Annotated in this window: 25 protein-coding genes and 1 pseudogene; 14 read left to right on the top strand and 12 right to left on the bottom strand. The window is 56.8% G+C overall.

Annotation, left to right across the window (positions count from 1 at the left end):
- Window positions 1-16: 16 nt before the first annotated feature.
- Both uspF and WM95_RS11495 read right to left on the bottom strand, forming a co-directional pair.
- On the bottom strand, window positions 17-451 hold the full coding sequence (gene uspF / locus WM95_RS11490; RefSeq protein ID WP_023311561.1) for a universal stress protein UspF: 435 nt from the start codon (window positions 449-451) through the stop codon (window positions 17-19).
- A gap of 141 nt (window positions 452-592) precedes the next feature.
- Window positions 593-883: a DUF1330 domain-containing protein gene (locus WM95_RS11495; RefSeq protein WP_063408707.1), complete on the bottom strand. Its 291-nt coding sequence runs from the start codon at window positions 881-883 to the stop codon at window positions 593-595.
- A gap of 68 nt (window positions 884-951) precedes the next feature.
- Between WM95_RS11495 and WM95_RS11500 the strand changes: the two genes are divergently transcribed.
- Window positions 952-1,407 carry a MarR family winged helix-turn-helix transcriptional regulator gene (locus WM95_RS11500; protein ID WP_231106822.1) on the top strand — a complete coding sequence of 152 codons (456 nt, stop codon included), beginning with the start codon at window positions 952-954 and terminating at the stop codon, window positions 1,405-1,407.
- 72 nt (window positions 1,408-1,479) lie between these two features.
- Here WM95_RS11500 and WM95_RS11505 read toward each other — a convergent pair whose 3' ends face one another.
- Window positions 1,480-2,151: an MgtC family protein gene (locus tag WM95_RS11505; RefSeq protein WP_045401161.1), complete on the bottom strand. Its 672-nt coding sequence runs from the start codon at window positions 2,149-2,151 to the stop codon at window positions 1,480-1,482.
- 458 nt (window positions 2,152-2,609) lie between these two features.
- On the opposite strand from WM95_RS11505, the gene WM95_RS11510 reads away from it, so the two are divergent.
- On the top strand, window positions 2,610-3,818 hold the full coding sequence (locus WM95_RS11510; RefSeq protein ID WP_088544780.1) for an MFS transporter: 1,209 nt from the start codon (window positions 2,610-2,612) through the stop codon (window positions 3,816-3,818).
- Between the two features lie 19 nt (window positions 3,819-3,837).
- Here WM95_RS11510 and WM95_RS11515 read toward each other — a convergent pair whose 3' ends face one another.
- Window positions 3,838-4,827 (bottom strand): 2-hydroxyacid dehydrogenase, encoded by a 990-nt coding sequence (locus WM95_RS11515; RefSeq protein ID WP_023311563.1) that lies wholly within the window; start codon window positions 4,825-4,827, stop codon window positions 3,838-3,840.
- A gap of 326 nt (window positions 4,828-5,153) precedes the next feature.
- Between WM95_RS11515 and WM95_RS11520 the strand changes: the two genes are divergently transcribed.
- From WM95_RS11520 to WM95_RS11535, 4 genes are all read left to right on the top strand, one after another.
- Window positions 5,154-5,477, top strand: coding sequence for a hypothetical protein (locus WM95_RS11520; RefSeq protein ID WP_063408706.1), 324 nt, complete (start codon window positions 5,154-5,156; stop codon window positions 5,475-5,477).
- 216 nt (window positions 5,478-5,693) lie between these two features.
- The gene (locus WM95_RS11525) at window positions 5,694-8,333 is read left to right on the top strand and encodes a YdbH family protein (protein WP_063408705.1); all 2,640 of its coding nucleotides are present in this window, start codon (window positions 5,694-5,696) and stop codon (window positions 8,331-8,333) included.
- On the top strand, window positions 8,330-8,521 hold the full coding sequence (locus WM95_RS11530) for a YnbE family lipoprotein (RefSeq protein ID WP_014169918.1): 192 nt from the start codon (window positions 8,330-8,332) through the stop codon (window positions 8,519-8,521). Before WM95_RS11525 ends, WM95_RS11530 begins: the two co-directional genes overlap by 4 nt.
- 7 nt (window positions 8,522-8,528) lie before the next feature.
- The gene (locus WM95_RS11535; protein ID WP_023311566.1) at window positions 8,529-8,846 is read left to right on the top strand and encodes a YdbL family protein; all 318 of its coding nucleotides are present in this window, start codon (window positions 8,529-8,531) and stop codon (window positions 8,844-8,846) included.
- Here WM95_RS11535 and feaR read toward each other — a convergent pair whose 3' ends face one another.
- On the bottom strand, window positions 8,847-9,755 hold the full coding sequence (feaR, locus tag WM95_RS11540; RefSeq protein WP_063409459.1) for a transcriptional regulator FeaR: 909 nt from the start codon (window positions 9,753-9,755) through the stop codon (window positions 8,847-8,849).
- Between the two features lie 241 nt (window positions 9,756-9,996).
- Here feaR and WM95_RS11545 point away from each other — a divergent pair, with 241 nt between their 5' ends.
- Window positions 9,997-11,496: an aldehyde dehydrogenase family protein gene (locus tag WM95_RS11545; protein WP_023311568.1), complete on the top strand. Its 1,500-nt coding sequence runs from the start codon at window positions 9,997-9,999 to the stop codon at window positions 11,494-11,496.
- A gap of 138 nt (window positions 11,497-11,634) precedes the next feature.
- Here the strand turns inward: WM95_RS11545 and WM95_RS11550 are convergent, their stop codons facing one another.
- From WM95_RS11550 to paaZ, 7 genes and pseudogenes are all read right to left on the bottom strand, one after another.
- Window positions 11,635-12,741 carry a GGDEF domain-containing protein gene (locus tag WM95_RS11550; protein ID WP_047742015.1) on the bottom strand — a complete coding sequence of 369 codons (1,107 nt, stop codon included), beginning with the start codon at window positions 12,739-12,741 and terminating at the stop codon, window positions 11,635-11,637.
- Window positions 12,742-12,814: 73 nt separating this feature from the next.
- Window positions 12,815-14,788: an alkyl/aryl-sulfatase gene (locus WM95_RS11555; protein WP_063409458.1), complete on the bottom strand. Its 1,974-nt coding sequence runs from the start codon at window positions 14,786-14,788 to the stop codon at window positions 12,815-12,817.
- A 168-nt stretch (window positions 14,789-14,956) separates the two neighbouring features.
- Window positions 14,957-17,233, bottom strand: a complete 2,277-nt coding sequence (gene tynA / locus WM95_RS11560; RefSeq protein WP_063409457.1) for a primary-amine oxidase — start codon at window positions 17,231-17,233, stop codon at window positions 14,957-14,959.
- Between the two features lie 161 nt (window positions 17,234-17,394).
- A complete protein-coding gene (locus WM95_RS11565; protein ID WP_045398970.1) occupies window positions 17,395-17,790 on the bottom strand; it encodes a hypothetical protein in 396 nt (131 codons plus the stop codon).
- A complete protein-coding gene (locus WM95_RS11570; protein ID WP_231106843.1) occupies window positions 17,768-18,064 on the bottom strand; it encodes a polymorphic toxin type 44 domain-containing protein in 297 nt (98 codons plus the stop codon). Before WM95_RS11570 ends, WM95_RS11565 begins: the two co-directional genes overlap by 23 nt.
- Before the next feature lie 110 nt (window positions 18,065-18,174).
- A pseudogene (locus WM95_RS11575) lies at window positions 18,175-18,656 on the bottom strand (Hcp family type VI secretion system effector).
- Window positions 18,657-18,856: 200 nt separating this feature from the next.
- Complete coding sequence (paaZ, locus tag WM95_RS11580; protein WP_063409456.1) at window positions 18,857-20,902, bottom strand: phenylacetic acid degradation bifunctional protein PaaZ; 2,046 nt, start codon at window positions 20,900-20,902, stop codon at window positions 18,857-18,859.
- Window positions 20,903-21,186: 284 nt separating this feature from the next.
- Between paaZ and paaA the strand changes: the two genes are divergently transcribed.
- From paaA to paaG, 7 genes are read left to right on the top strand one after another with little or no spacing between them, the layout of a single operon-like run.
- On the top strand, window positions 21,187-22,116 hold the full coding sequence (gene paaA / locus WM95_RS11585) for a 1,2-phenylacetyl-CoA epoxidase subunit PaaA (protein ID WP_063409455.1): 930 nt from the start codon (window positions 21,187-21,189) through the stop codon (window positions 22,114-22,116).
- An 11-nt stretch (window positions 22,117-22,127) separates the two neighbouring features.
- Window positions 22,128-22,415 carry a 1,2-phenylacetyl-CoA epoxidase subunit PaaB gene (paaB, locus tag WM95_RS11590; protein ID WP_003857353.1) on the top strand — a complete coding sequence of 96 codons (288 nt, stop codon included), beginning with the start codon at window positions 22,128-22,130 and terminating at the stop codon, window positions 22,413-22,415.
- Between the two features lie 8 nt (window positions 22,416-22,423).
- A complete protein-coding gene (gene paaC / locus WM95_RS11595) occupies window positions 22,424-23,170 on the top strand; it encodes a 1,2-phenylacetyl-CoA epoxidase subunit PaaC (RefSeq protein ID WP_063409454.1) in 747 nt (248 codons plus the stop codon).
- A gap of 11 nt (window positions 23,171-23,181) precedes the next feature.
- Window positions 23,182-23,679, top strand: coding sequence for a 1,2-phenylacetyl-CoA epoxidase subunit PaaD (gene paaD / locus WM95_RS11600; RefSeq protein WP_063409453.1), 498 nt, complete (start codon window positions 23,182-23,184; stop codon window positions 23,677-23,679).
- A 7-nt stretch (window positions 23,680-23,686) separates the two neighbouring features.
- Window positions 23,687-24,757: a 1,2-phenylacetyl-CoA epoxidase subunit PaaE gene (gene paaE, locus WM95_RS11605; RefSeq protein ID WP_045354828.1), complete on the top strand. Its 1,071-nt coding sequence runs from the start codon at window positions 23,687-23,689 to the stop codon at window positions 24,755-24,757.
- Window positions 24,754-25,521 carry a 2,3-dehydroadipyl-CoA hydratase PaaF gene (gene paaF / locus WM95_RS11610; protein ID WP_047174259.1) on the top strand — a complete coding sequence of 256 codons (768 nt, stop codon included), beginning with the start codon at window positions 24,754-24,756 and terminating at the stop codon, window positions 25,519-25,521. The genes paaE and paaF overlap by 4 nt, the downstream gene beginning before the upstream one ends.
- Window positions 25,521-26,309, top strand: a complete 789-nt coding sequence (paaG, locus tag WM95_RS11615) for a 2-(1,2-epoxy-1,2-dihydrophenyl)acetyl-CoA isomerase PaaG (RefSeq protein WP_088544781.1) — start codon at window positions 25,521-25,523, stop codon at window positions 26,307-26,309. The genes paaF and paaG overlap by 1 nt, the downstream gene beginning before the upstream one ends.
- The last annotated feature ends 1 nt before the right edge of the window (window position 26,310 follow it).

A 26,310-nucleotide genomic window follows, 5' to 3' on the forward strand; every position in this document is an offset into this window, starting at 1 on the left:
AGCGTAACGCCGCTTTCTATCTCACGACCAGGACAGGGCATTTCGCATGCCGAACCACTGCCGCAGCGTTCGAACCCAACAGATACGTCGATATGTCAGGTTTGTGGGAAGCGATGATAATCAGGTCGGCATCGATCGTGTCAGCGAGCTTAAGGATTTGATCCTTTGGAGATCCCGTCACGGCGTGAGTCTGTACCTTGTCTGGAGGAATTTTGAATTGCTTAACGATTTCATCCAGCTTCGCTAAGGCCGCGTGCTGGAACTCTTTCAGCTTCGGCATTTCTACCGAATAGGCCAGGCCTAATGATGAATAATACGGAAGCGATGGAATGACGGTAAGAAAGTGAACTTTAGCTGTGTTAAGTGCTGTATGTGCCTGAACGAAGGGGATAACCATGTGCGTCAGGCTATCCTCCGAAATGTCAATTGGAACCAAAATTGAATTATACATTTGTCCCTCCTGAGTGTTTTTTACACAATTCAGGGTAGACCGTTAATTTCAGGAAAACAGAGAGCAAGCTGTCATAACGGGTACAAATTTCGGTTATGTGATAGGCGTACAGTGAAACCTGGCCGTCATTCCGTCATTCCGTCATTCCGTCGTGACAATGAACATTCTCGCCTCCTGAGCGAGCTGGCGTTCAGCCTTAATCGGCGCATATTTTTCCGAATGATAGAAGGCAAGGGCCAGCTCCAGGGTAGGGAATTCAAAAATGCCCGCATAGGGTAACGGCTCCACTTCCCCTTCCAGGAGCTGTGCGACAGCACCAAAATGAACGATTTTACCTCCTGCCTCTTCTAATGCAGACGTGAAGCGGGGGGCAAGGCTGGCCTGTCTGGCTGGATCAATAACGCGTAAGTTGATATGAACAAAGGCTGGCATAGGCGTTCCATAAGCATGACAAATAATGTATATACAGTATTAACTTTAGCATTGATTGTCGAGATGAAATGATGAACAACATTGATGTTGCGCTGTTGAAGACCATCCCGGAAGTCTGCCCGGCATTTCAGGCGCGCGCTACCGCCAGGGCTATTACGCGCTATTACAATGCCTGCTTCAGACCGTTTGAGCTGACCGCCGAGCAGTTCAGCCTTTTGGTTGGCATCGGGGGTTCCCCAAATGAAACCGTTGCGGTACTCGCCGCCAGAGCCGGGGTGGATGCGACCACGCTGAGTCGAAATATCCGCAGTCTGGAATCGCGCGGCATTATCGACTCGGCTGGAGGCCGTGGACGTGCAGGGAAACGACTCATCCTGACAGCTGAGGGCTGGCGTCTGCTCGAGGAGCTCATCCCGGTCTGGCAATCCGCTAAACAAGAATTGTCCCATCTTGTGGGCAGCGAGCAGCTCTTCCTGACGACGGAAATGATGAAACGCCTGGCTAAAATCAGCACAGCTTTATGAATATCTCCGCGTCACCGTTCGTTTCCGGCTAAACGGCAAAGCCTAAACCGGGCGTAACGCCCGGTTTAGGCTTTATATTGCGTGACAGCTGACGGACGCGATAATTTTATTCCCGCCCATATTCCCCATAATCATATCGAGTAATTTTCGGTATTCCTCCCGGGTCATCACCTCCGCGCGAATTTCAGTTTTACCTTCTGCTTGCGCAGTAGCGGAATAAATCGCTTTCAGACTTAACGTCAACTCTTTCGCCATGTTTACGACGCTTTGCCGCACCGCATCTTCATGCTCATCATTACAGGTGATTTTAAGGACATAGCATTTTTCGCCTTCATGAAGCACGGGCAGTTGATTAATTCGCTGCGCGGCTTCGCGAAGCAATATGTTAGCGCAGAGAATAATTAGGCTGGCCATGGCGGCATTCCAGAACTGGCCTAATCCGCACAGTACGCCAATTCCGGCCGAGCACCACAGCGTTGCGGCGGTATTCAAACCACGAATATTCATTCCTTCACGCATAATGACGCCTGCGCCAAGAAAGCCGATTCCGGAGACGATCTGCGCTGCGATTCGCCCCGGGCTATCAGGAGAAGTCGATACCGAACTTAGAATGAACACTGCCGCACCCGTGGCAACCAGTGCATTGGTACGAAGCCCGGCCATACGCTGGCGCCACTGTCTTTCCGCGCCAATAATTGCGCCCAGCAGCATCGCTGCGAGCAGATGAGAGATATAAGGGAACATCAGCCTGTCGCCTGTTAACGTTATTAAATAATAAGCGTCAGTGCTTTGCTAAGCACATCATAACGCCGTTTAAATGCTAAGCGTGTCAGGACAACGGTGGCGGAAAGAGTGAATGAGTAAACATGAACATGCGATTCCCCACAAATTGAGTGGTTCTTACTGTGTCGGGATACAATCGCTTAAAGAGGATTGCTGCCCACCGTTCCAGGTAAGCAGCGAGAAAATCGCGCTAGCTTACCTTCGTATCGACGATAAAATAACTTTCCAACGAAGGACTCCTGTGAAAATTTATTGCCAGTATAGTCAGGGGCGATAATGAGTAAAGCGAAAAAACAGACCCCGTTATGAATTGTTTAAGTTCGGAAAGCATGTTTTTTTAAGACGTCATCTGATTTTCAAAAATACCCGGTATACTACATTTTCTTTTTTACAGGCGATAACAGACAAAGGCAGGAAGTATGTCTCTTCGTTCGCTGCGGGCATTGTGCCTGACAAGTTTTTTCATTGCGGATGTCCGCGATGGCCTCGGTCCTTTTCTCGGTATTTTTCTGACCGAACGCCACTGGACCCCCGATGATATCGGCATCCTGATGACGGCCGGTGGGCTGGCGGGACTACTCGCTACGTTGCCGGCGGGATTCATCACCGACACCTCGCGCAGCAAGCGGACCGTGCTGGCGCTGGTGTGCCTGCTCATCACCCTTAGCACGCTCCTGCTCTGGTTTAGCCAGCAGAGCGGCATTGTCGCTGTTTCGCAAATCGTCACCGGTATCTGTGCGGCGTTTGTCGGTCCGCTGATCGCCGGAATTACCCTGGGGCTGACCGGTCAGGGCGGGTTCAGCGCGCAGATGGGCAAAAATGAGGCGTTCAATCACGGCGGCAACTTTGTTACCGCACTGATTGCAGGCGGCATTGCGTGGTACTGGGGCGTCGGCGGGATTTTCCTGCTGGTGACCTGTACCACGCTGTTAACGCTCTGCGCGCTGCTTGCCATTCGCAACGGGGATATCGACAACGACGCGGCGCGCGGGCTGTCCTCTTCAGCGAGCCTGCCGGTTCCCGGATTTGCCGTGCTGATAAAAAACCGGGCGCTGTTCGTGACCGGACTGACGCTGCTGCTGTTTCACCTGGCGAACGCCGCGCTGCTGCCGATGCTGAGCATGAGGGTGGCCGCGGCGCCCGCCTCGATAAACCCCGGTTTGTACGCGGCGGGCACCGTTATCATCTCCCAGGCCGTGATGATCCCCGTCGCCATCTGGGTCGCTAACCGAATAGACCGCTACGGCTACTGGCGCTTAATTATGCTGGCGCTGCTGGTGATGCCGGTGCGCGCGGCGCTGGCGGCGTCTACGGACGCGCCGCTCATGATGATCCCGGTACAAATCCTCGACGGGCTGGCCGCAGGGATTCTGGGCGTCGCGGTACCGTCGTTTATCGTGGTGCTGTTGCGCGGGAGCGGGCACGTCAATGCCGGGCAGAGCGTGGTGATGCTGATGCAGGGGGTTGGGGCATCCATGAGCCCGGCGTTAACCGGCACGATTGCGGGTCATTACTCATTTGCCACAGCATTCAGCGTCCTGAGCGCGATTGCGCTGGTGGCCGTACTGCTATGGTGGTGCTTTGCGCACCGGACCTGGGAAACAGACAGTACGCCGGGTGGGGCATAGACGCCACCCGGCGTCACGCTTACGCCAGTTCGTTAGGGCACGCTTCGCCCTTTTCCAGCTGCTGCAGGTTACCCAGCGTGGTTTCCGAAATGCTGATCAGCGCTTCGGCAGTCAGAAACGCCTGGTGTCCGGTAAACAGCACGTTATGACAGGCAGACAGGCGGCGGAACACGTCGTCCTGGATCACATCATTCGACTTGTCTTCAAAGAACAGATCGCGTTCGTTCTCGTACACGTCCATTCCCAGCGCGCCAATTTTCTGGGTTTTCAGCGCTTCGATAGCGGCCTGAGAGTCAACCAGCCCACCGCGGCTGGTGTTGATGATCATAACGCCATCTTTCATCTGGTCAAACGCCGCCTGGTTGAGCAGGTGGTAGTTCTCCGGCGTCAGCGGGCAGTGCAGGGAGATCACGTCAGACTGCGAGAACAGGGTCGGCAGGTCGACGTATTCCACGCCCAGCTCCAGCGCAGCGGCGCTCGGGTACGGATCGAACGCCAGCAGACGCATGCCGAAGCCTTTCAGAATGCGCAGGGCGGCGATGCCGATTTTACCGGTGCCGATCACGCCCGCGGTTTTGCCGTACATGGTAAAGCCGGTCAGCCCTTCCAGCGAGAAGTTGGCATCACGGGTACGCTGATAAGCGCGGTGAATACGACGGTTGAGCGACATCATCATGCCAATCGCATGTTCCGCGACCGCTTCCGGGGAGTACGCCGGGACGCGCACCACCCTCAGACCCAGCTCTTTCGCCGCGTCGAGGTCCACGTTATTAAAGCCCGCGCAGCGCAGGGCGATATATTTCACCCCCTGTTTTTTCAACTCTTCCAGCACCGGACGACTGCCGTCGTCGTTAACAAAAATGCAGACGCCTTCACAGCCGTGCGCCGTTTTGGCGGTTTTTTCGGACAGCAGAAAGTCGAAAAATTCAAGCTCAAACCCGTAAGCCTCGTTAACATGTTGCAGATACTTTTTGTCGTACTGCTTTGTGCTATATACCGCGAGTTTCATAAGACTTTCTCCAGTGATTTTGCATTCACGTTAGCATGATTAAAATTATCTTACAATTTATAAAATATTATTGAATTCAATAAGTTCTATCAATTATTCTAGAGCATATGTGCACCCTAACTCCATGATATTCTTGCTACGAGGAATCTTTGGCGTGAATCTGGTTAAGGCGTGTAGAGAAAAATGCAGTGGGTTGAGGATGCGAAAAAAGCCTGTCTGAATTACGTTAAAGAATGGCAAGAGGGTGTGAAAACTGCAATCCTTCTGGATGTGATGGGACGATATTAGGAACCGGGTGAGTTTCTGATAAAGAGGGAGAATGATGCATGTCGCAACAACTGGGGTTGTCCTTATCTCCGCCAATGCTGCCCGCTTTGTACTATTTCATTGTATCTATAGTAGTTTTTTTCTTGTTATATTTCGGGAAACAGAAGATTACCCGGCTAAGAAAATACCCACTGTTCATTGCCTATACGCTGTTTGTGATAGCCATTGCAGCCATCCAGATTAACGTTTTTGCCAACGGCTATGAGTTTGTTCGCGGTTTTTTACATATCGATTTTGATCCCTGGCGGTACGATTCGGTGTACTGGGGGTCATTGATATTCGCTATGCTTTACCTGCTGGCAATGCCCAGGAAAAGGTATTAGTTTCGCAGTGTTTTCCCTTTTTTACGCCTGAAATGATGCGTAACCCACTGAATATAAAATGTGTTCTTTAGGTTACGCATAGCAAAAAAGTTACCTCATACTATTTCCAGCATCTATCCTTAATCTTGGCGTTAACTTCAACTCAACCGCTAAACATGCGACAATGTTCGGCACTGCCGGCTTAATTCTTTCGCTAAATCAGGATATTAACTGCCCATGAAGGGTAAATACAAAGCCGCTCTTGCGCTTTTACTGCTGTTCATACTGTTGCCGCTGACGCTGCTGATGACGCTCGCCCAGTGGGTACCGACGCTCGCCGGGATCTGGCTTCCCGTCGGGACGCGCATCGCTTTCGAAGAGAGTCCGAAACTTACCCGTCACGCGCTGGTGATCCCCGATCTTCGCTATCTGGTTGAAGACTGCGAAATTGCCCGCATCGATAACGTTACGCTGTCACATCCGAACCGCTGGAAGCTGGATGTCGGCGCGCTGGATCTCAATTCCGTCTGTCTGAGCAAAATTCCCCAGTCTGCACCCTCAACGGTCGCCCCCAAAACGCTGGCACAGTGGCAGGCGGTATTACCGAATACCTGGATCACGGTTCACCGTCTGACGCTGTCGCCCTGGCAGCAGTGGCAGGGCGAGCTACATGCGTCGCTGACGCCGTCCATTCAGGAGATCGCCTATAAAGGCGAGCAGGTCAGCATTAAAGGCACGCTTCGCGGTCAGACGCTCTCGGTCAGCCAGTTCGATGTACAGCTCCCGGACCAGCCGCAGCCGATTAAGCTGGTAGGCGAGTTTACCCTGCCGCTGGTGCCGGATGGCGTGCCGGTGAAAGGCCACGCGGTCGCGACCTTTAACGTGCCACAGTTAACGTCTCTGGTCGATGCCGATCTGGACTGGGAAGACAATCAGGGACAGCTGGTGGTGATGGCGCGGGACAATCCCGATCCGCTGCTCGACCTGCCGTGGCAGGTCACCGCGGAGCAGCTGAACATCAGCGACGGGCGCTGGAACTGGGATCTCTCGGGGATGCCGCTGAGCGGCCGGGTGTCTCTTCGCGCCGACAACTGGCAGCAGGGGCTCGATAAAACCACCCTGACCGGACGGCTGAATGTGCTTACTCAAGGCGATGCGGGGAAAGGCAACGCGGTACTGAACATTGGGCCCGGCAGGCTCGGCATGGAAAACAGCGACATGCCCCTGCATCTGAGCGGCGAGGCGAAGCAAAACGATCTTATTCTTTACGCCAAATTGCCCGCAACGCTGACCGGCAGCCTGTATGAACCGCAGCTGGCCTTTGAGCCGGGCGCGCTGCTCCGCTCGCGCGGGCGCATCATTGACTCACTCGATATCGATGAAATCCGCTGGCCGCTGGCGGGCGTGAAGCTGACGCAGAAGGGCGTGGACGGTCGATTACAGGCGATTCTGCGCGCTCATGAAAACCAGATGGGTGATTTTGAACTCCACCTGGACGGCCAGGCCAACGACTTTTTACCTGATAACGGTCTGTGGCAGTGGCGCTACTGGGGAAAAGGCGGCTTTACGCCGATGCATGCCCGCTGGGATGTCGCCGGGAAAGGCGAGTGGCGCGACAATCTTATTGAGCTGACGGCGCTCTCCACCGGTTTTGACAAGCTCCAGTACGGCACGATGGAGGTCAGCAAGCCGCGTCTGGTGCTGGATCGGCCGGTGCGCTGGCTTCGTGACCCCGAAAAACCGGCCTTCAGCGGCGCGCTGTCGCTCAACGCCGGGCAAACCCGTTTCTCCGGCGGCAGCGCGTTGCCGCCCTCGGTCCTGACCTTCAGCGTCGACGGTACCGACCCGACCATTTTCCAGTTTAAGGGCGACCTCCATGCGGACAAAATCGGCCCGGTACAGGTGAACGGACGCTGGGATGGCGTGCGCCTTCGCGGGCAGGCCTGGTGGCCGAAACAGTCGCTCAACGTCTTCCAGCCGCTGATCCCGCCGGACTGGAAAATGACGCTGCGCGACGGGGAGCTTTACGCGCAGGTCGCCTTCTCGGCGGCGACCGATCAGGGCTTTGAGGCGGGCGGGCACGGCGTGCTGAAATCCGGCAGCGTTTGGATGCCGGATAACCAGATTAACGGCGTCGATTTTGTGCTGCCGTTCCGATTCAGCGAGGGAACCTGGTCCCTCGGCACGCGCGGTCCGGTCACCTTGCGCATTGGCGAAGTGGAAAACCTGGTGACCGCGCGCAACATTACCGCCGATCTACAGGGGGACTATCCCTGGACGGAGGACAATCCGCTGCTCCTCACCAACGTGAAGGTGGAAACCCTCGGTGGGAAGATCACCATGCAGCAGCTGCGGATGCCTCAGCACGATCCGGCCCTGCTGCGCGTGGACAATATCTCCTCCAGCGAGCTGATCAGCGCCGTTAATCCGAAACAGTTTGCCATGTCAGGGCCGGTGAGCGGGGCGCTGCCGTTCTGGCTGGACAATGAAAAATGGATCATAAAAGATGGCTGGCTGACCAACCCGGGGCCCATGACGCTGCGCATCGACAAAGATACGGCCGACGCCATTGTCAAAGACAATATGGTGGCGGGCGCGGCGATTAACTGGCTCCGCTATATGGAAATTTCGCGTTCGTGGACGAAAATCAATTTAGATAATCTGGGTGAATTAACCATGCAGGCGACCATCAAGGGGACCAGCCGGGTGGATGGCAAAAGCAGCTCCGTCAACCTGAACTATACCCATGATGAGAATGTCTTTACCCTCTGGCGCAGCCTGCGCTTTGGGGACAACCTGCAAACCTGGTTTGAGCAACATGCGGCGATACCTGCTCCCCGCAGTTTGACTGGCAAGGAAAGTGAGGAACAACAATGAAAAAGATGGCTGGTGTGCTCACCGTTGCCGTTGCCGCGCTACTGACCGGCTGTACGCCGCGCATTGAAGTCGCTGCGCCAAAGGAGCCGATTACCATCAATATGAATGTCAAAATCGAACATGAAATCCATATTAAGGTCGATAAAGACGTTGAAACCCTGCTGAAATCGCGCAGCGATCTGTTCTGAGGATGCCATGAAACGATTAGCTCTGATTTTACTGGCGCTGGGGATGAACGTGCAGGCGGCTGCGCTGACATTAAACGATGCCCGGGCGCAGGGGCGCGTGGGGGAAACCCTCAGCGGCTATCTTGCCCCGATTCAACAGGACGCGGAAACGCTGGCGCTGGTCAATCGTATCAATGCGGCGCGCGCGGAAAACTACCAGAAGCTGGCTGACAGCAATAATTTGCCGGTCGATGAAGTGGCTAAAATGGCCGGTCAGAAACTGGTTGCCCGCGCGCAGCCGGGCGAATACGTGAAGGGCATTAACGGAAAATGGCTCAAAAAGTAGTTAGCGGTAGCGCCTGCGGTATTCACCCGGCGAGACGCCAAAACGCTGCTTAAACGCCGTAGAAAAATGGCTATGGTCGGTGAACCCCCAGCTGTAGCCAATCCCCGCCAGCTTTTCATCGTCGCCTGCAGAGCGCAGCACCTGCGCGCAGAGATCCAGACGACGGTTTTTGATGTACTGCGCCACCACCAGCCCCTTCTCGGCAAACATGCGGTAAAGGCTGCGCACGGACATGCCGCTCTCGGCGGCAATCCATTCCGGGCGCAGCGATTCAGACTGAATATGGTCGTCAATCAGCGCCACCACATGCTGGAACTGGCGCTCCTTGCGCGGCTGAATGATTTCACGCTGCTGGAATGCGGGGCGCAGCAGACAGATCATCGCCTCGAGCGCCGCTTCGCTTTCACGGTCACTCAGGTCGGCATTGCTCATGCTCTCCATCAGCAGGCGATGGCTCAGCTGTACCGTGGGCAAGGTGCGGGAAAGGGCGGTCGCGCAGCTTATCTCCTGGAAACGACACTGCTGCTCAATAATCTGACGGGGAACCAGCAGCGAAATCTGGCGGGATTTTTCCCGCCAGTTGATCGAGCAGGGACGCGACGCGTCAATCAGCGTGATATCACCGGTTCTGAGCAGCGCGCGACGGTCATCCTGCTCAATTTCCGCGCTGCCTTCGAGCTGGAACACGGTATAGAACCAGGCATCATTACTCTGAGCGATCTCCTGACGGGAGCGGAACAGGTTAACCCCGCCTGCGGTCACGGTGCTGAGCTTCAGGCTGCGCGCATAGCTGGTCTCCAGCTCGCCGAAGAATTTCCCCCCGGTGGGCTGCGCGTTAAAACGCCCGCAAACCTGGTTAATTTGCGCCAGCCACTGCTGATACTGTTCCTGCTCGCTTGCACACGCCATCGTTTCTCTCACTGCACCGTCAACGTTTTCGCATTGTTGCATTTGTGTTGCATTTTGTCAGAGCTATGAGGCTGACTATAGGAAAGAACACTCACCGGTAACAGCGATATAAGCGGCAATTATCGCGATTTGCGGAGCCTGTCACAGGTGGCAAAGCGAATGTCACAGAGACAAAAGCGAGAACGTAAAACCACACTTAGACTGGATGGACACCCTGCGAAGAATAACGAAGGAGTATCCTATGTCTGAATCACAGGTGGCCATTCAGCCTGCCGTACAACAATTTTTAGACCGACAGCATGGCCTGTGGATTGAAGGGCGTCAGGCCGCGTCGGACAGTGAAAAGCGGCTGAACGTCTTCAACCCGGCCACGGGCGAGGTCATTGCCTCGACTGCCGATGCCAGCGTCGACGACGTTGATCGTGCCGTCATGTCCGGCTGGCGCGCGTTTGTCGCCCGCAGCTGGGCCGGAAAACTGCCGGCGGAGCGCGAGCGGATCCTGCTTCATTTCGCCGATCTGGTTGAACAGCACAGCGAGGAGCTGGCCCAGCTTGAAACGCTGGAGCAGGGCAAATCCATCAACATTTCCCGCATGTTTGAAGTCGGCTGCACCCTGAACTGGATGCGCTATACCGCCGGGCTGACCACCAAAATTTCGGGTAAGACCCTCGACCTTTCCATTCCGCTGCCGCAGGGCGCCCGCTATCAGGCGTGGACGCGTAAAGAGCCGGTTGGCGTGGTGGCCGGGATTGTGCCCTGGAACTTCCCGCTGATGATCGGGATGTGGAAAGTGATGCCTGCGCTGGCCGCCGGCTGCTCTATTGTCATCAAGCCGTCAGAGACCACGCCGCTGACCATGCTGCGCGTGGCGGAGCTGGCAAGCGAAGCGGGTATTCCGGACGGGGTGTTCAACGTGGTGACCGGGAGCGGCGCGGTGTGCGGCGCAGCGCTGACCTCGCATCCGCATATTGCAAAGGTGAGCTTTACCGGCTCAACGGCGACGGGTAAGCAAATCGCCCGCGCGGCGGCGGATACGCTAACCGGGGTGACTCTGGAACTGGGCGGGAAAAACCCGGCCATTGTACTGAAAGACGCGGACCCGGCGTGGGTAATCGAAGGCCTGATGACCGGCAGCTTCCTGAACCAGGGGCAGGTGTGCGCGGCGAGCTCGCGCATCTATATTGAAGCGCCGCTGTTTGACACGCTGGTCAGCGGGTTTGAGCAGGCGGTGAAATCCCTGAGCGTCGGGCCGGGCATGTCGCCGGAGGCGTTTATCAACCCGCTTGTGTCGCGCGCGCACTGCGACAAGGTGCAGACCTTCCTTGACGAAGCGAAGTCGCGCAGCGCGGAGCTGATCGTCGGTAACCGGGGGCCGGAAGGCAAAGGCTATTACGTTTCGCCTACGCTGGTGGTGAACCCGGATGCCTCACTGCGCCTGACCCGTGAAGAGGTGTTTGGCCCGGTGGTCAACCTGGTACGCGTCGCCGACGGGGAAGAGGCGCTCCAGCTGGCAAACGACACCGAATATGGCCTGACTGCCAGCGTCTGGACGCAGAATATCAGCAAGGCGCTGGAGTACACCGACCGGCTGCAGGCGGGCACCGTCTGGGTGAACAGCCATACGCTGATTGACGCCAACCTGCCTTTCGGCGGCATGAAGCAGTCCGGCACCGGACGTGACTTCGGTCCGGACTGGCTGGACGGCTGGTGTGAAACCAAATCGGTTTGCGTGCGCTACTAGTAAAAGCAAAAGGCAACCTGGAGGTTGCCTTTTTAGTGTTTGTTCCCTCTCCCATGGGAGAGGGTCAGGGTGAGGGCATCCAGCCGCACCGGGCGAATTTTGCAGGCCGTGTAAGGCGTAGCCGCCACCCGGCTTTAATTAAAGCGACCACCGATCCCGCCCGGCCTCTTTCGCCCGGTACAGCGCCGCATCGGCGCGGGCGATGATCTCGGTGCCCGCTAACCCTTCCGCCATGCTTGCAATCCCCATGCTCACGGTGACACGATCGCTAACGGTTGACGCGCTGTGCGGTATAGCTTCTGTGCGCAGGCCGTCCTGAATACGTAAGGCCACCTTTTCTGCGATGTTTTCCGGACAGTTAAACAGGATCACCACAAACTCCTCGCCGCCGTAGCGTGACACCACATCATCAGGCGTGCGCACCGACTGCTTAAGCACCCGCGCCACGCGCGTCAGGCAGTCGTCACCCGCCTGGTGCCCGTAGGTGTCGTTGTAGCGTTTGAAATAGTCGATATCCAGCATGATCACCGAGAAGGTTTTTTTCTGCTCAACCGCGTTCTCCAGCACCACTTCCATTTTCCGGCGATTGGCGGTTTTGGTTAACGGATCCTGATGCGCCAGCGCATCCAGCCTGGAGATCAGCAGCTGATTTTGCTGGTTACGTCGCCAGGCCTCGTCAAACCAGCTCAGCAGGATGAAACGCCCGCAGATCAGGATCAGCGTAAAGACGCTCCAGATAACAAAAAAGTGAAGGTTGAGGCCATCGTTCCGTATCCAGCTTGCTACCGGCAGGGTGATCCAGAGCGGGAGCACAAAGGCGAGTAGCCCTTCAGGATAAAAATAGAGCGCCGTTAAGCCAGCGAGTAATAAAATGACGCACAGCGGCCAGACGTGCGGGAGCAGCAGCTGGGTGATAAACCAAAAGCAGGAGACCGACCAGATGGCGCTGCAGATAAACAGTACCACGCTAATGCCGGCGATGCGTCGCCAGGCCATGAGGATCAGCGCAGCTGAGAGGATGATAATGCCGAGCATGGAGGCATCGACCATTCTCGTCAGCTGCGGCGAGTGGGGATAAAGGGGATCGCTGGTATTAAGCAAAACGTGTCGTAGCAGAATCATCACCGCGAAGCTGATATTCACGAAGGCCAGCCACGGCAGGTTCATCGCCAGCCCGTGCATGACCATGGCGTGGCGCGTCGGCCAGGTTGCCCGTTCAAGTGTCGGTTTTTTTCTTTTTTCCATTGATGTTCGCTACTCTGTCCTGGAAACACGTGAAGCAGGAAAGGGCGGACGAACCGCCCTTATGCGTGCACCGTTACGGTGTCACAATGTTAAACCAGAAATCAAACTTGTCCATATAGCTAAGCATGGCATCAAGTTTCGCGCTGTCGCCACTGATTTTAATATTTCCGCTGTCCTGAGCCTGTTTTAGCGTCACCTCCTTGAGGATGATTTTATTCAGGGTGTCACGGTTAAGCGTCAGCGTCGCGTCCGCATCTTTTGCTTCCGCGTTCGCCGTGTGGTTCAGCACGCCGTTTTCCAGCTCCAGCTTATATTTCCCGCCATCGCTGCCCAGATCGATGTTAAACACCGATTTGGCGTCACCCGCTTTTTGTCCGTTGATATGGACAGCCAGATAGTCAAAGAACATCTCTGGCGTCATCGCGCGCACCGTGTCCGGGCTGGCGGTATTCGGCGTTGGCCCTTTCACCACGCCGTTACGCAGCTCCTGCGCACCGGTCAGGTAGAAGTTACGCCACGGGCCGGATTCAGCCTGATAGCCAAGCTGTTCCAGCGCATCCGCTTCCAGATTACGTGCCGCCTGGTTGTTTGGATCGGCAAAGACCACTTTACTGACCACCTGCGCCACCCAGCGGTAGTTCCCCAGGTCGAAGTCGGTTTTGGCCTTGCTCAGGATGGCATCGGCGCCGCCCATATACTCCACGAATTTCTTCGCGCCTTCTTCAGGCGGCAGTTCATCCAGCGTCGCCGGGTTGCCGTCAAACCAGCCCAGATACAGCACATAGGTGGCTTTTACGTCATGGCTCACCGAACCGTAATAGCCGCGGTTGGCCCAGGTATGCGCCAAAGAATCCGGGAGCTTAAAGTTAGCGGCGATTTCGTCGCGCGTCAGCCCTTCGTTCGCCATACGCAGCGTCTGGTCGTTGATGTAACGATAGAGGTCACGCTGGCTTTTCAGCAGCTTGACCACGTTTTCATTGCCCCAGGTCGGCCAGTGGTGCTGTGCCATGATGATTTCGGCTTTGTCACCCCAGCGCACAATCGCCTGGTTGATGTATTTCGACCACGGCAGCGGCTCGCGAATTTTCGCCCCGCGCAGCGAGTAGGTGTTATGCAGGGTGTGGGTAACGTCCTCAGCGGATTCAATCAGTTTTTTCTCTTCGATATACCAGAGCATTTCCGATGGCGCTTCGGAGCCCGGCGCGAGCATAAAGTCATAGGTCAGGCCGTCGATAACCTCTTTTTGCCCGTCTTTCTCAATGATATTGGTCGGGGCAATCAGCGTGACCGTTCCGGCTGAGGTGGTCGTACCCAGGCCCGCGCCCACCTGGCCTTTGGCGTCGGGCTTCAGCAGGTTGCCATACATATAGCTGGCGCGGCGGCTCATCACGTTGCCCGCCATGATATTCTCGGCAACGGCCGCTTCCATAAACCCGGCTGGCGCGTAGACCTTCACTTTGCCGGATTTCACGTCGGCTTCATCCACCACGCCGCGCACGCCGCCATAGTGGTCAACGTGGCTGTGCGTATAAATAATGGCGACGACAGGCTTTTTGCCGCGATTTTTAAAATAGAGATCCATCCCGACCTTCGCCGTTTCTGCCGACACCAGCGGGTCAACCACGGTAACACCTTCTTTACCTTCAATGATGGTCATATTTGACAGGTCAAGATTTCGTATCTGATATACGCCGTCGGTCACTTCAAAAAGGCCGCTGATATTAATCAGCTGAGATTGACGCCATAAGCTGGGATTAACGGAGTCCGGTGCTTTATCGCCTTCTTTAATAAACGAATACTGCTGTGGATCCCAGATGATATTCCCTTGTTCCCCTTTGATAATTTCCTGAGGAATCGGTGCAATAAAGCCTTTATGGGCGTTCGTAAAATCGGTGTTGTCGGAGAAAGGAAGCTGATTAAACAGGGCGTTATTGGCTTGTTGCGTTGCAGTCGTGGCGTCCTTCGGGGCGTCTGCGGCATACGCGGAACTGACGGAAATAACAAGTCCAGCCAGAGCAAGACTCCTGACGATCAAATTGAATTTCATCCTAAACCTCTCAGTGATGTATTACGTCGCTTGTGGAAAATTCGCGTCCTGGCTGAAAGTGGTTCAAGAAATGCAATGGAAATATATGAGGTAGAAATAACTATAATCGGGGAGTGGTATTCAGCAAGTAAATGGATGAAAAACCGGGCATTGCGCCCGGTACGTTATTTATTTCTGTTCGTCTTTCTTCTTCCCGAGCGTTGGCGTCTCGTCAAAGAAGTTCCACGGCTTAAGCAGGGTATGCACCCATTCCGTCGGCATTATCGGCCACTCTTCCGCGCGGGCGACGTGGGTGGTGCCGGTGGTCATCCAGACCACGTCATCCTGATCGTTAAGCGACTCGTTATCCTTGCTGTACTGCCCCAGGCCCGTGTCGTGTACGGAGCGGTTCGGGAATTTGCCTTCCGGGTAGAGCTCATCCGGGTGGTAACGGGTCACCCACAGCTGTTTGTCCATAAAGCTCAGACGATGGTAAATCCACTCGTCCGGGGCAAATTTAGCGCCGGTCGCCACCGGGTGCGTACCGCCCGCGTAAGGGATAATCTGGTACGAGACCGGGTTGCCCATGCGGTTCTCTTTACTGGTGTTGCTCAGCAGCCGAATGGTGCCCGGGTCGAACTTCTGCGCCGCCTGCTGCTCGGTATCAATATCGTACTGATTGATCTGCATGGTGCTGGTGCGCGGGCCCCCGGCGGTATTCGGCTTCACTTCCGGATCCATCGCCACCAGCTTGTTGTTGATGCCGTCCACGTCCATATCAAGACGGAAGTTGTAGATGTGCTGGTGGGTGGTGCCCACGATGTTATGGTCGATCAGCGTGCCGTATTTTGTGTCGTCTTTGGCGGTGGCGTCGTGCATGGTTTTCGCCTGAACGCCTTTCACCGCCTCGATACCCGTTGCGCCGGCGTCAATGCCGATAGTGCCATTTTCATGGAACACCCAGTCAAAGATGTAATCGTAGTTGCCCACGGTACTCACCCAGCGCACTACCAGCTCGCGGCGCTCGGTGCTGACGTTTGGCTGACCCATCTCCTGATGTTTGTATTCCGGCCCGGCGTAGCGTTCGAAAATGGCGATCGCGCGCGGGATCTCCATCGGCACGCCGGTGTAATCCGGGATGGTTTCATTGAGCATCACGGCGTTGGACGGCACGTCTTTACCGCGCACCAGCGGTGAGGTCAGGGTGCCCATACCGTAGTCGCCGGAGTCGAGATAGGCTTTAAAGTACCAGCCCACGTCCGGATCGCCGTAAGGGACGATCATGCCGCCGAGCGACCCCTGATACATCACCTGGCGCTTTTTGCCGTTGTCGTTATACGTGACGGTTGAAATCATCGGGCCGACGCGGGAGTCCAGGCTCAGGTGGAAATCCCAGTTCTGCCAGTGCACCATATCCCCGGTGATGGTGTAGTTCTTGCCTTCCGGCTCAGTGATGTTGAGCGGTTTTTTCGGCGTCTCTATACGGTCGCGGCCATCATAGGGACGCGGGGTCATGGGAACCGGAACAACGGCACCTTCTTCAATCTTCTGTATCTTCTTCTGCTCAAGATCGACCACTGCCACCAGGTTCTCAATCGGGTGCGCCCAGTAGTTGCCGTCGCCCACGTCCAGATAGCTCACCACCTTCAGCAGGCGATCTTCCTGCTTCAGGCCGTCTTTACCGTCGAAATAGCCGACGGTCAGCGGCGTAGTAATCACTTTTTTCGGGTCGGTGATGCCGTGTTTTTTAAGCACCTCGGCGAACTCGGTGCTTTCGTTGATGATCTGCTGAACCGCCGTGAAATCATCCAGCAGCACCATGCCGTGCGCGTCTTTTACCGGCTCCCGGCGCAGGATTTTTTTATCCTTCAGGTCCACCACGCTTTCGATAACGTGCTTGCCATCGAGCATGACGATCTTCGCCTGGCGAGGGGCATCCACTGCCGTACCGTTAAGCACAAAGTCCCACACTTTGGCTTTCTCAGGCTCTGCCAGGGCGATCTGGGTAAAGCGGGTATTCGGTTTAAAGTCCGCCGAGGCTTTCACAATCTCAACGGCCTGCTTAATTTCGTCCGCCGTTAGCGCGTTTAACGGGTGAGGGCGTTTTTCTACCTGGAAGGTCTGGTCAAGGCCGGACTGGAAAACATCGTTGATGAAGGTATCGGAAATAAAGGCTTTCTTGCCTTTCATCACCACCGGCACTTCCAGCTTGAGGGTTTTACCGTTGACGATGGCGGTTTTTGCGCCCGGTTTGACCTTCACAAAGGCACCGTCTTTCGCAATGGTGAACATCTGTGCGTAATCATCCCACTGAACGTCCGCGCCAAAGTCCTGCAGCGTTTTGTCCATCGGGACCATATGCGCCTCACTGCCGTGGGCGAAAACAGGGGATTGCCAGGCGCAACACAGCGCAACGGCCATGGCCAGCGCCGTTCTACGGGCAGAAAAAGAAGAATTGCTTCCCATCGTAGACCTCATCTTGTTGTGTTTATTGTGTTGTGACAGCCTTATCCTGACAGGCCTATGAGAAAAGCGTTTGCCTGCATCTGCCAGGTTATTTGCCAGTCTTGCCAGGTTAAAAAAAGAGCGGGGATACGTCACATCCCCGAGATAGAGGCTTCATGGGATCAGTAAGGTGATCTATCCAGATAAATACGCACGTCGAACCCAACTGTAGTGAAAGAGTAAATATTTCCGCGAACGCGGAGATAAATATCTCCGTTTGTTACCGTTGCTGTGGCTTTAGCATCGTTGGTAACCATGACAGGTTTGATATCTGATACGTGAGACATAAAATCTTCAGTGCTTTTTTTCGCATCATAGAGATAAAAGTGAAACGTATCTCTGGATAAAGAACTCGCTTCAACCTGGGTTATGTAGAGAGCTAAACGATCATTAACGATAATTTTTTCCTGAAATTTTTCATACACGGTAAACAGATCGCGGAAAGGGTATAAGATAAACCCCAGAAAAATGACAACCGCCACTACGATTCGCCAGTTAAAATCCCGAACGTCGTGCATAATCTATTCCTGCCCTAATCCATAATTGATCAACAGGGTCATCTCCATAAGCACTGGCACCATGATATTTAGCAAATTCTACCGGATCGCTTGTGCCAGCAAGGATCTGCGCAGTACCTGCACCGCGTAGCAGCACTCCATCAGGAATGCCCGCCGCCTCGCCAACCGCACCGTAATGAAAATTTCCAAAGTTAGCATATTGCGAACGGCCTTGCTTATAGTCCCATGGGCCATGATTTCTCACCATTTGATAAAACCAGATGTACGTCATCATTGAGGGACCGCCATGAAATCGAGCGATGACCATATGGCTGACAACGTCAACGCCCGGGGGCGAAAATGAAGCAATATCGTATGGAGTAGAATATGAAGGCACACGCATAGTTAACGCTCTGCCCAGCTATCGGCGAATCGCAAATTACCGTCGCAATATGTCCAGGTTATTTTGTCGTACCGTAGTTCAACGACTTCAAGATGATTGTGTTTTTCTTTGGTCGGGTCTTTAGTGTCATGCATCAATGGCGTAACGGAAACGACGCGAACATTATCGAGATGCATATTGTAATATTCTACCTCTTGACCAGCGTCATTTATGCGATACCACCTGAATTCCGCTGTTTTGAGGGTTTGCCCAGTAGCAACGGCTTTCATCAGATAAGGAGAAGATGAATCAATTTCCTTTTGAAAAACGATTGGCGCATGGTTGCGTTTGCTGGTGATTTTACCGGTCAAAGGATCCGTTGGCAGGCGGAGGTTATGGGTAAAGCCGGTGACTTCAATGCTCCCTCGCGGTCACGAATATCCACTGAGCCTGTGATTTTTGCGCCGCCGTCGTCCGTTAAGAAAAGATATACGGGTATTGCCATATTCAATTAACCTTCCATGTAATTGCACTTGAAAATATTCACGTCAGAAAATAATAACCTTGATAATAATATGGTCAATTCGATTACTGTTTCTGGTTGTAACTTATCCAGACCAGGCTGGCTGGATGGTTTGGTCTCCCAATGCCATCCAGTTTATGTTTTCTCTTAACGCAACACATCTGCGGATTAAGAGTTAAGGCTCAAGATAAAATATCACCCTGCTGGCGCGCCACCAGCGTCAGGATGGAGTAGAGCGCCACGGCCTGCTGGTGCTGATTGAAGATCTCAACCGCCCATTCCACCACGCCGGTCGGTTTTTCCTCGGCGGTACGCTGTTTCTTCAGCGTTTTACGCTTGCAGGTCAGACGCACCTGTATGGTATCGCCAGGCTTAACCGGCTCGATAAAGCGCAGGTTCTCCATGCCGTAGTTAGCAATAACCGGCCCGACGCCCGCATCAACAAACAGTCCCGCGGCGGCGGAGATCAGGAAGTAGCCGTGCACCACGCGCTCGCCAAAGATCGACTCTGCCGCGCCGATCTTGTCCATATGGGCGTAGAAGTGGTCCCCGCTCAGGCAGGCAAAGTTCACAATGTCCGCTTCCGTGAGGGTGCGGCGCGGCGTCAGGAGGCTATCGCCCGGCTGTAACTCCTCGAAGTATTTGCGGAACGGATGCACGCGATCTTCCTGCACCGCTGCGCCACGCACCCACTGTTTGCCAATGGCGGCCAGCATCGTCGGGCTGCCCTGAATCGCGGTGCGCTGCAGGTAGTGCTTCACTGCGCGCAGGCCGCCCAGCTCTTCGCCGCCGCCCGCGCGGCCCGGGCCGCCGTGCACCAGCTGAGGCAGCGGGGAGCCGTGGCCGGTAGACTCTTTTGATGATTCCTCGTTAAGGATCTGAATGCGCCCGTGGGCGCGCGCCGCGCCGGCAATAAACTGGCGGGCAATCGCCGAATCGGCGGTGACCAGCGTACCCGCCAGGCTGCCGCCGCCCGCGCGGGCAAGCTGCATCGCGTTGCGTGCGTTGCGATACGGCATCAGCGTCGCAACCGGGCCGAAGGCTTCGGTTGAGTGCACCGCCGGGGTTTCGTCCGGCTGCGGGCAGAACAGCAGGGTCGGCGGGAAGAACGCGCCCGGGGCCTGTAGATCCGCTTTGCCACCCAGACGGATCTGGCAGCCAGCGGCGATCAGCCGATCCACTTTCTCCTGCACGTCCGCCCGCTGTTCGGCGTTGACCAGCGCCCCCATCTTCACCCCTTCCTGCGCCGGGTCGCCCACCACCACTTTTTCCAGGCGGGCAATCAGCGCCTGGCTCACCGCGTCAATCTGGCTCTGCGGGACGATAATGCGGCGAATGGCCGTACATTTTTGCCCGGCTTTAGCGGTCATCTCGCGAACCACTTCCCGGACGAACAGCGCAAAGTCCGGCTGGTCCGGCGTGACGTCTTCCCCCAGCACGCAGCAGTTCAGGGAGTCGGCCTCCATGGTGAACGGAATCGAATTCGCCACGATATTCGGGTGCACGCGCAGGCTTTGCCCGGTGCTGGCAGAGCCGGTAAAGGTCACCACGTCCTGGCTGTCGAGCTGGTCGAGCAGATCCCCCGCGCCGCCGCAGATCAGGCTGATGGCGCCGTCCGGCACCAGTCCGCTGTCCACGATGGATCTCACCATCGCCTGCGTCACCTGCGCGGTCGCGGTAGCGGGTTTGATAATGGCGGGCATGCCGGCAAGCCAGGTCGGCGCCAGCTTTTCCAGCATCCCCCAGCAGGGGAAGTTAAAGGCGTTGATGTGCACCGCCACCCCGGATTTGGAGGTGAGGACGTGGCGCGCCGCAAAGCCGCCTTCTTTCGACAGCGGGATTAACTCATCTTCCGGCCACAGCGTGTCATCCGGCAGCTCGCGACTGCCCAGGCTGGCGTAAGTGAAGAGGGTGCCGATGCCGCCTTCAATATCCACCCAGCTGTCCGCCTTCGTCGCGCCCGTCTGGGCTGACAGGGCATAGAACGTCTCTTTCTCGCTAAGCAGGTGCTTTGCCACCGCCTTCAGCATGGCCGCACGTTCGATAAAGGTCATCTCGTGAAGCGCTTCACCGCCGCGCTCAATCGCATAGCGACGGGCGGCCGCCATGTCCAGCCCTTCGCTGGTCACGCTCCACAGGGCTTCGCCACTGATGGCGTGATGAATAGTGCGTTCGCGGCCCCGGCCAGACTGCCAGGTACCGGACACGAAGCTGGCTAACTGCTGCATCGCTTATCTCCAAGTGTTACGTAATTTACTCATTAATAGTTTGATCATGAATCATAAAAAGCAAGCTGAGTTTTAATGAATTGTTAACATTGTGATCCGGCCTGATGAATTGCAGCGCGCAAAGCGGCTGCTTAGATGGCTTGCAGTAAAAGCCTTGCGAGCAACATCACAAAACCAGGAAACAATTCTTGGGGTTATATTTAACCTTTGTGTAACTTTTAAAAAACAAAGTGATTCAACATTACGCTTTAAGTTGCAAACTAACGAATCATAAAGGTGACGACGTGACGCAAGAACAACGGTTTGAGCAGCGCATAGCGCAGGAGACGGCGATTGAGCCTCAGGACTGGATGCCTGACGCCTACCGTAAGACGTTGATCCGTCAGATTGGTCAGCATGCGCACTCCGAAATTGTCGGCATGCTGCCGGAAGGGAACTGGATTACCCGCGCGCCGACGCTGCGCCGAAAAGCGATCCTGCTGGCGAAAGTGCAGGACGAAGCCGGGCACGGGCTCTACCTCTACAGCGCGGCGGAAACGCTGGGCTGCGCGCGGGAAGACATCTACCAGAAGATGCTCGACGGCAGGATGAAATACTCCTCCATCTTCAACTATCCGACCCTGAGCTGGGCCGATATCGGCGTGATCGGCTGGCTGGTGGACGGCGCCGCTATCGTCAACCAGGTGGCGCTGTGCCGGACCTCCTACGGTCCGTATGCCCGCGCGATGGTGAAAATCTGTAAAGAAGAGAGCTTCCACCAGCGTCAGGGCTTTGAGGCCTGCATGGCGCTGGCGCAGGGCAGCGAGGCCCAGCGCCAGATGCTGCAGGACGCCATCAACCGCTTCTGGTGGCCCGCGCTGATGATGTTCGGGCCGAACGACGACAACTCGCCGAACAGCGCCCGCAGTCTGGCCTGGAAAATCAAACGCTTCGGCAATGACGAACTTCGCCAGCGCTTTGTCGACAACACGGTGCCGCAGGTAGAGATGCTGGGCATGACGGTGCCCGATCCCGACCTGCGTTTGGATGAAGAGAGCGGTCATTATCGCTTCGGCGAGATTGACTGGCACGAGTTTGACGAGGTCATTAACGGGCGCGGCATCTGCAACCACGAACGCCTGGCCGCGAAACGTAAAGCCTGGGAAGAGGGGGCGTGGGTGCGCGAAGCCGCACTGGCGCACGCGGAAAAACAACACGCCCGCAAAGTGGCTTAAGAGGAATCACGATGAGCAACGTCTACTGGCCGCTGTACGAAGTGTTCGTACGCAGCAAACAAGGGTTATCCCACCGTCACGTGGGCAGTCTGCATGCCGCCGACGATCGCATGGCGCTGGAAAATGCGCGCGACGCCTACACCCGCCGCAGCGAAGGGTGTTCTATCTGGGTGGTTAAGGCGAGCGAGATTGTCGCCTCCCAGCCGGAAGAGAGCGGTGAGTTCTTCGACCCGGCGGAAAGCAAGGTTTACCGCCACCCGACATTCTACACCATCCCCGACGGCATCGAGCATATGTGAGGCAAAGAATGAATTCAGTGACTGCCTATGCCCTGCGTCTGGGCGACAACGGTCTGGTGCTTTCCCAGCGTCTCGGCGCCTGGTGCGGCCACGCGCCGGAGCTGGAAATTGACCTCGCGCTCGCCAATATCGGCCTCGACCTGCTGGGGCAGGCGCGCAATTTCCTGACCTATGCCGCGGAGCGGGAAGGCCAGGGCGATGAAGACACGCTGGCGTTTGGCCGCGACGAGCGCCAGTTCCGCAATGTGCTGTTGGTGGAGCAGCCGAACGGCAGCTTCGCCGACACGATTGCCCGCCAGTACCTGATGGATGCCTGGAACGTGGCGCTGTATGAACGCCTGACCCAAAGCCGCGACGGACAGCTTGCCGCCATTGCCGCCAAAGCGATTAAAGAGGCGCGCTACCACCTGCGCTTCAGCCGCGGCTGGCTGGTGCGTCTGGGCGACGGGACCGAAACGTCCGCGCAAAAAATGCAGCAGGCTATCAACAACTTGTGGCGTTTTACGGCCGAGCTGTTTGAAGCTGATGACGTCGAACGGGAGCTGATTGAGTCCGGCGTGGCGGTTGACCCGCGCCTCCTGCGTCAGCCATGGGAAAGCGAAGTGTATGCCGGTCTGAATGAAGCCTGCCTGCAGGTGCCCGCCGAGGTGGCGTACCGCACCGGGGGCAAGCAGGGGCTGCATACCGAACATCTGGGCCCGATGCTGGCGGAAATGCAGTATCTCCAGCGCGCGTATCCCGGTCAGCAGTGGTAAAGGAGAACGCTATGCAACGCCTCGTCGACATCGCGCCCGCGCAAATCCCACAGATCTGGGCGCTGTTAAGCCAGATCCCCGATCCGGAAGTGCCGGTATTAACCATCACCGATTTAGGCATGGTGCGCAGCGTGAAGGCGCAGGGGGAAGGCTGGGTCATTGGCTTCACGCCAACCTACTCGGGCTGTCCGGCAACGGAACACCTGCTGGGGGCGATCCGCGACGCGATGACCGCGAACGGCTTTACCCCGGTACACATTGTGCTCCAGCTTGAACCCGCCTGGACCACCGACTGGATGACCGCCGACGCGCGCGAGCGCCTGCGGGCGTACGGCATCAGTCCGCCCGTAGGGCATAGCTGTCACGCGCACGCGCCTTTGGAGGTGAGCTGTCCGCGCTGCGCCAGCACCGATACCTCGCTTATCAGTGAATTTGGCTCGACGGCCTGCAAAGCGCTCTACCGCTGCAACACCTGCCGCGAGCCCTTCGACTATTTCAAATGTATTTGAGGCTGCCATGACAACGTTTCATTCATTAACAGTGGCAAAAGTGGAACCCGAAACCCGCGACGCGGTGACCATTACCTTTGCGGTGCCGCAGGCGCTGCAGGAGGCCTACCGCTTCCGTCCCGGCCAGCACCTGACGTTAAAAACGAAGCTTGACGGGGACGAACTGCGCCGCTGCTACTCCATCTGCCGGAGTACCGCCCCGGGCGAAATCAGCGTGGCGGTCAAAGCCATCGACGGCGGGCGCTTTTCCCGCTATGCGCGGGATGAGATCAAAGCGGGCATGGCCCTGGAGGTGATGGTTCCTCAGGGACAGTTTGGCTACCAGCCGCGGGCTGAACGTGAAGGCCACTATCTGGCTATTGCGGCAGGCTCCGGGATCACTCCGATGCTGGCGATTATCTCCGCGACGCTGGCAACCGAACCCAACAGCCAGTTCACCCTGATCTACGGCAACCGCAGCAGCCAGAGCATGATGTTCCGCCAGGCGCTGGCGGACCTGAAGGACAAGTACACGCAGCGGCTGCAGCTGGTCTCTATCTTCAGCCAGGAGCGGCTGGACAGCGATCTGCTCTTTGGCCGCATCGACGGTGAAAAGCTGCAGGCGCTGGCGAAAACCCTGATTAACTTCCGCCAGTACGACGAGGCGTTTATCTGCGGCCCGTCGGCGATGATGGACGACGCGGAAGCGACGCTGAAGGCGCTGGGGATGCCGGACAAATCCATTCACCTTGAGCGCTTTAACACCCCGGGGACCACCGCTAAACGCGCGGTGCACGTCCAGGCGGAAGGACAGAAAGTGACCTTGCGCCAGGACGGGCGCGATCGTGAAATCACCCTGACGGCGGACGACGAAAGCATCCTGGATGCCGCCCTGCGTCAGGGGGCGGATCTTCCGTATGCCTGCAAGGGCGGCGTGTGCGCCACCTGTAAATGCAAAGTGCTGCGCGGGAAGGTGGATATGGCGACCAACTACAGCCTGGAGCCGGACGAGCTGGCCGCCGGATACGTGCTGAGCTGCCAGTCGCTGCCGTTAACCGCCGACGTGATTGTCGACTTCGACGCGAAGGGGATGGCATGAGCGAACTGACTGTTACCCGTCATGGCCGCGTGCTGCAGCTGACGCTAAACCGTCCGGCGGCGCGCAACGCCCTCAACAATGCGCTGTTGACGCAGCTTGCGGAACAGCTGGAGGCCGCGGCTTCTGACATCGAGATTTCCGTCTGCGTGATTTACGGCAGCGAGCGCTGCTTTGCCGCCGGGGCCGATCTCAACGAAATGGCTGAGAAAGACCTGCCCGCCACGCTGAACGATATTCGCCCGCAGCTGTGGGCGCGGATTAACGCTTTTCCTAAACCGCTGATTGCCGCCGTGAACGGCTTCGCGCTGGGCGCAGGCTGCGAGCTGGCGCTGCTGTGCGACGCGATCGTTGCTGGCGATAACGCCCGTTTCGGCCTGCCGGAAATTACGCTGGGCATTATGCCCGGCGCGGGCGGCACCCAGCGTCTTATCCGCAGCGTCGGTAAATCGCTCGCCAGCAAAATGGTGCTGACCGGAGAGAGTATCTCCGCGCAGCAGGCGCTGAGCGCCGGGCTGGTCAGCGACGTCTTCCCGCCAGCGCTGACGCTGGAGTATGCCCTGAAGCAGGCGGCGCTGATGGCGCGCCACTCTCCGCTGGCGCTGCAGGCGGCGAAACAGGCGCTGCGCCAGTCTCAGGAGGTGCCGCTCCAGGCAGGTCTGGCCCAGGAGCGTCAGCTGTTTACGCTGCTTTCTGCCACCGAAGATCGCCGCGAAGGCATCGACGCCTTCTTACAAAAACGCACCCCCGACTTTAAAGGACGCTAATTGTGGAATTTATTCTCAGTCATGTTGAGCAGGGCGTAATGACCATTACGCTGAACCGTCCGGAGCGTCTGAACAGCTTTAACGACGTGATGCACCAGCAGCTTGCCGAGTGCCTGAAACAGGCCGAGCGTGATGACACCGTTCGCTGCCTGCTGATCACCGGGGCGGGACGCGGCTTTTGCGCCGGTCAGGATCTGAACGACCGCAACGTCGACCCCAACGGCCCGGCGCCGGATCTGGGGATGTCCGTTGAAACCTTCTATAACCCGCTGGTGCGCCGCCTGGCAAAGCTGCCGAAACCGGTCATTTGTGCCGTTAACGGCGTGGCGGCAGGCGCGGGGGCCACGCTGGCGCTGGGATGTGACATGGTCATTGCCGCTCGTTCCGCCAGCTTCGTGATGGCCTTCAGCAAGCTCGGCCTGGTGCCGGACTGCGGCGGCACCTGGCTGCTGCCGCGCGTGGCCGGACGCGCCCGCGCCATGGGGCTGGCGCTGCTCGGCGACAAGCTCAGCGCCGAACAGGCGCAGGCCTGGGGGATGATCTGGCAGGTGGTGGATGACGAACAGCTCTCCACCACCGCGCAGCAGATGGCGCTGCACTTTGCGTCGCAGCCGACCTTCGGGCTGGGGCTGATCAAGCAGGCAATCAATGCAGCGGAAACCAACACCCTGGACGCCCAGCTCGATCTGGAACGCGACTATCAGCGCCTGGCCGGGCGAAGCGACGATTACCGCGAGGGCGTCAGCGCCTTCCTGGCGAAGCGCGCGCCGAACTTTACGGGGAAATAAG

The sequence above is a fragment of the Enterobacter cloacae complex sp. ECNIH7 genome, from assembly GCF_002208095.1.
Taxonomy (GTDB): domain Bacteria; phylum Pseudomonadota; class Gammaproteobacteria; order Enterobacterales; family Enterobacteriaceae; genus Enterobacter; species Enterobacter cloacae_M.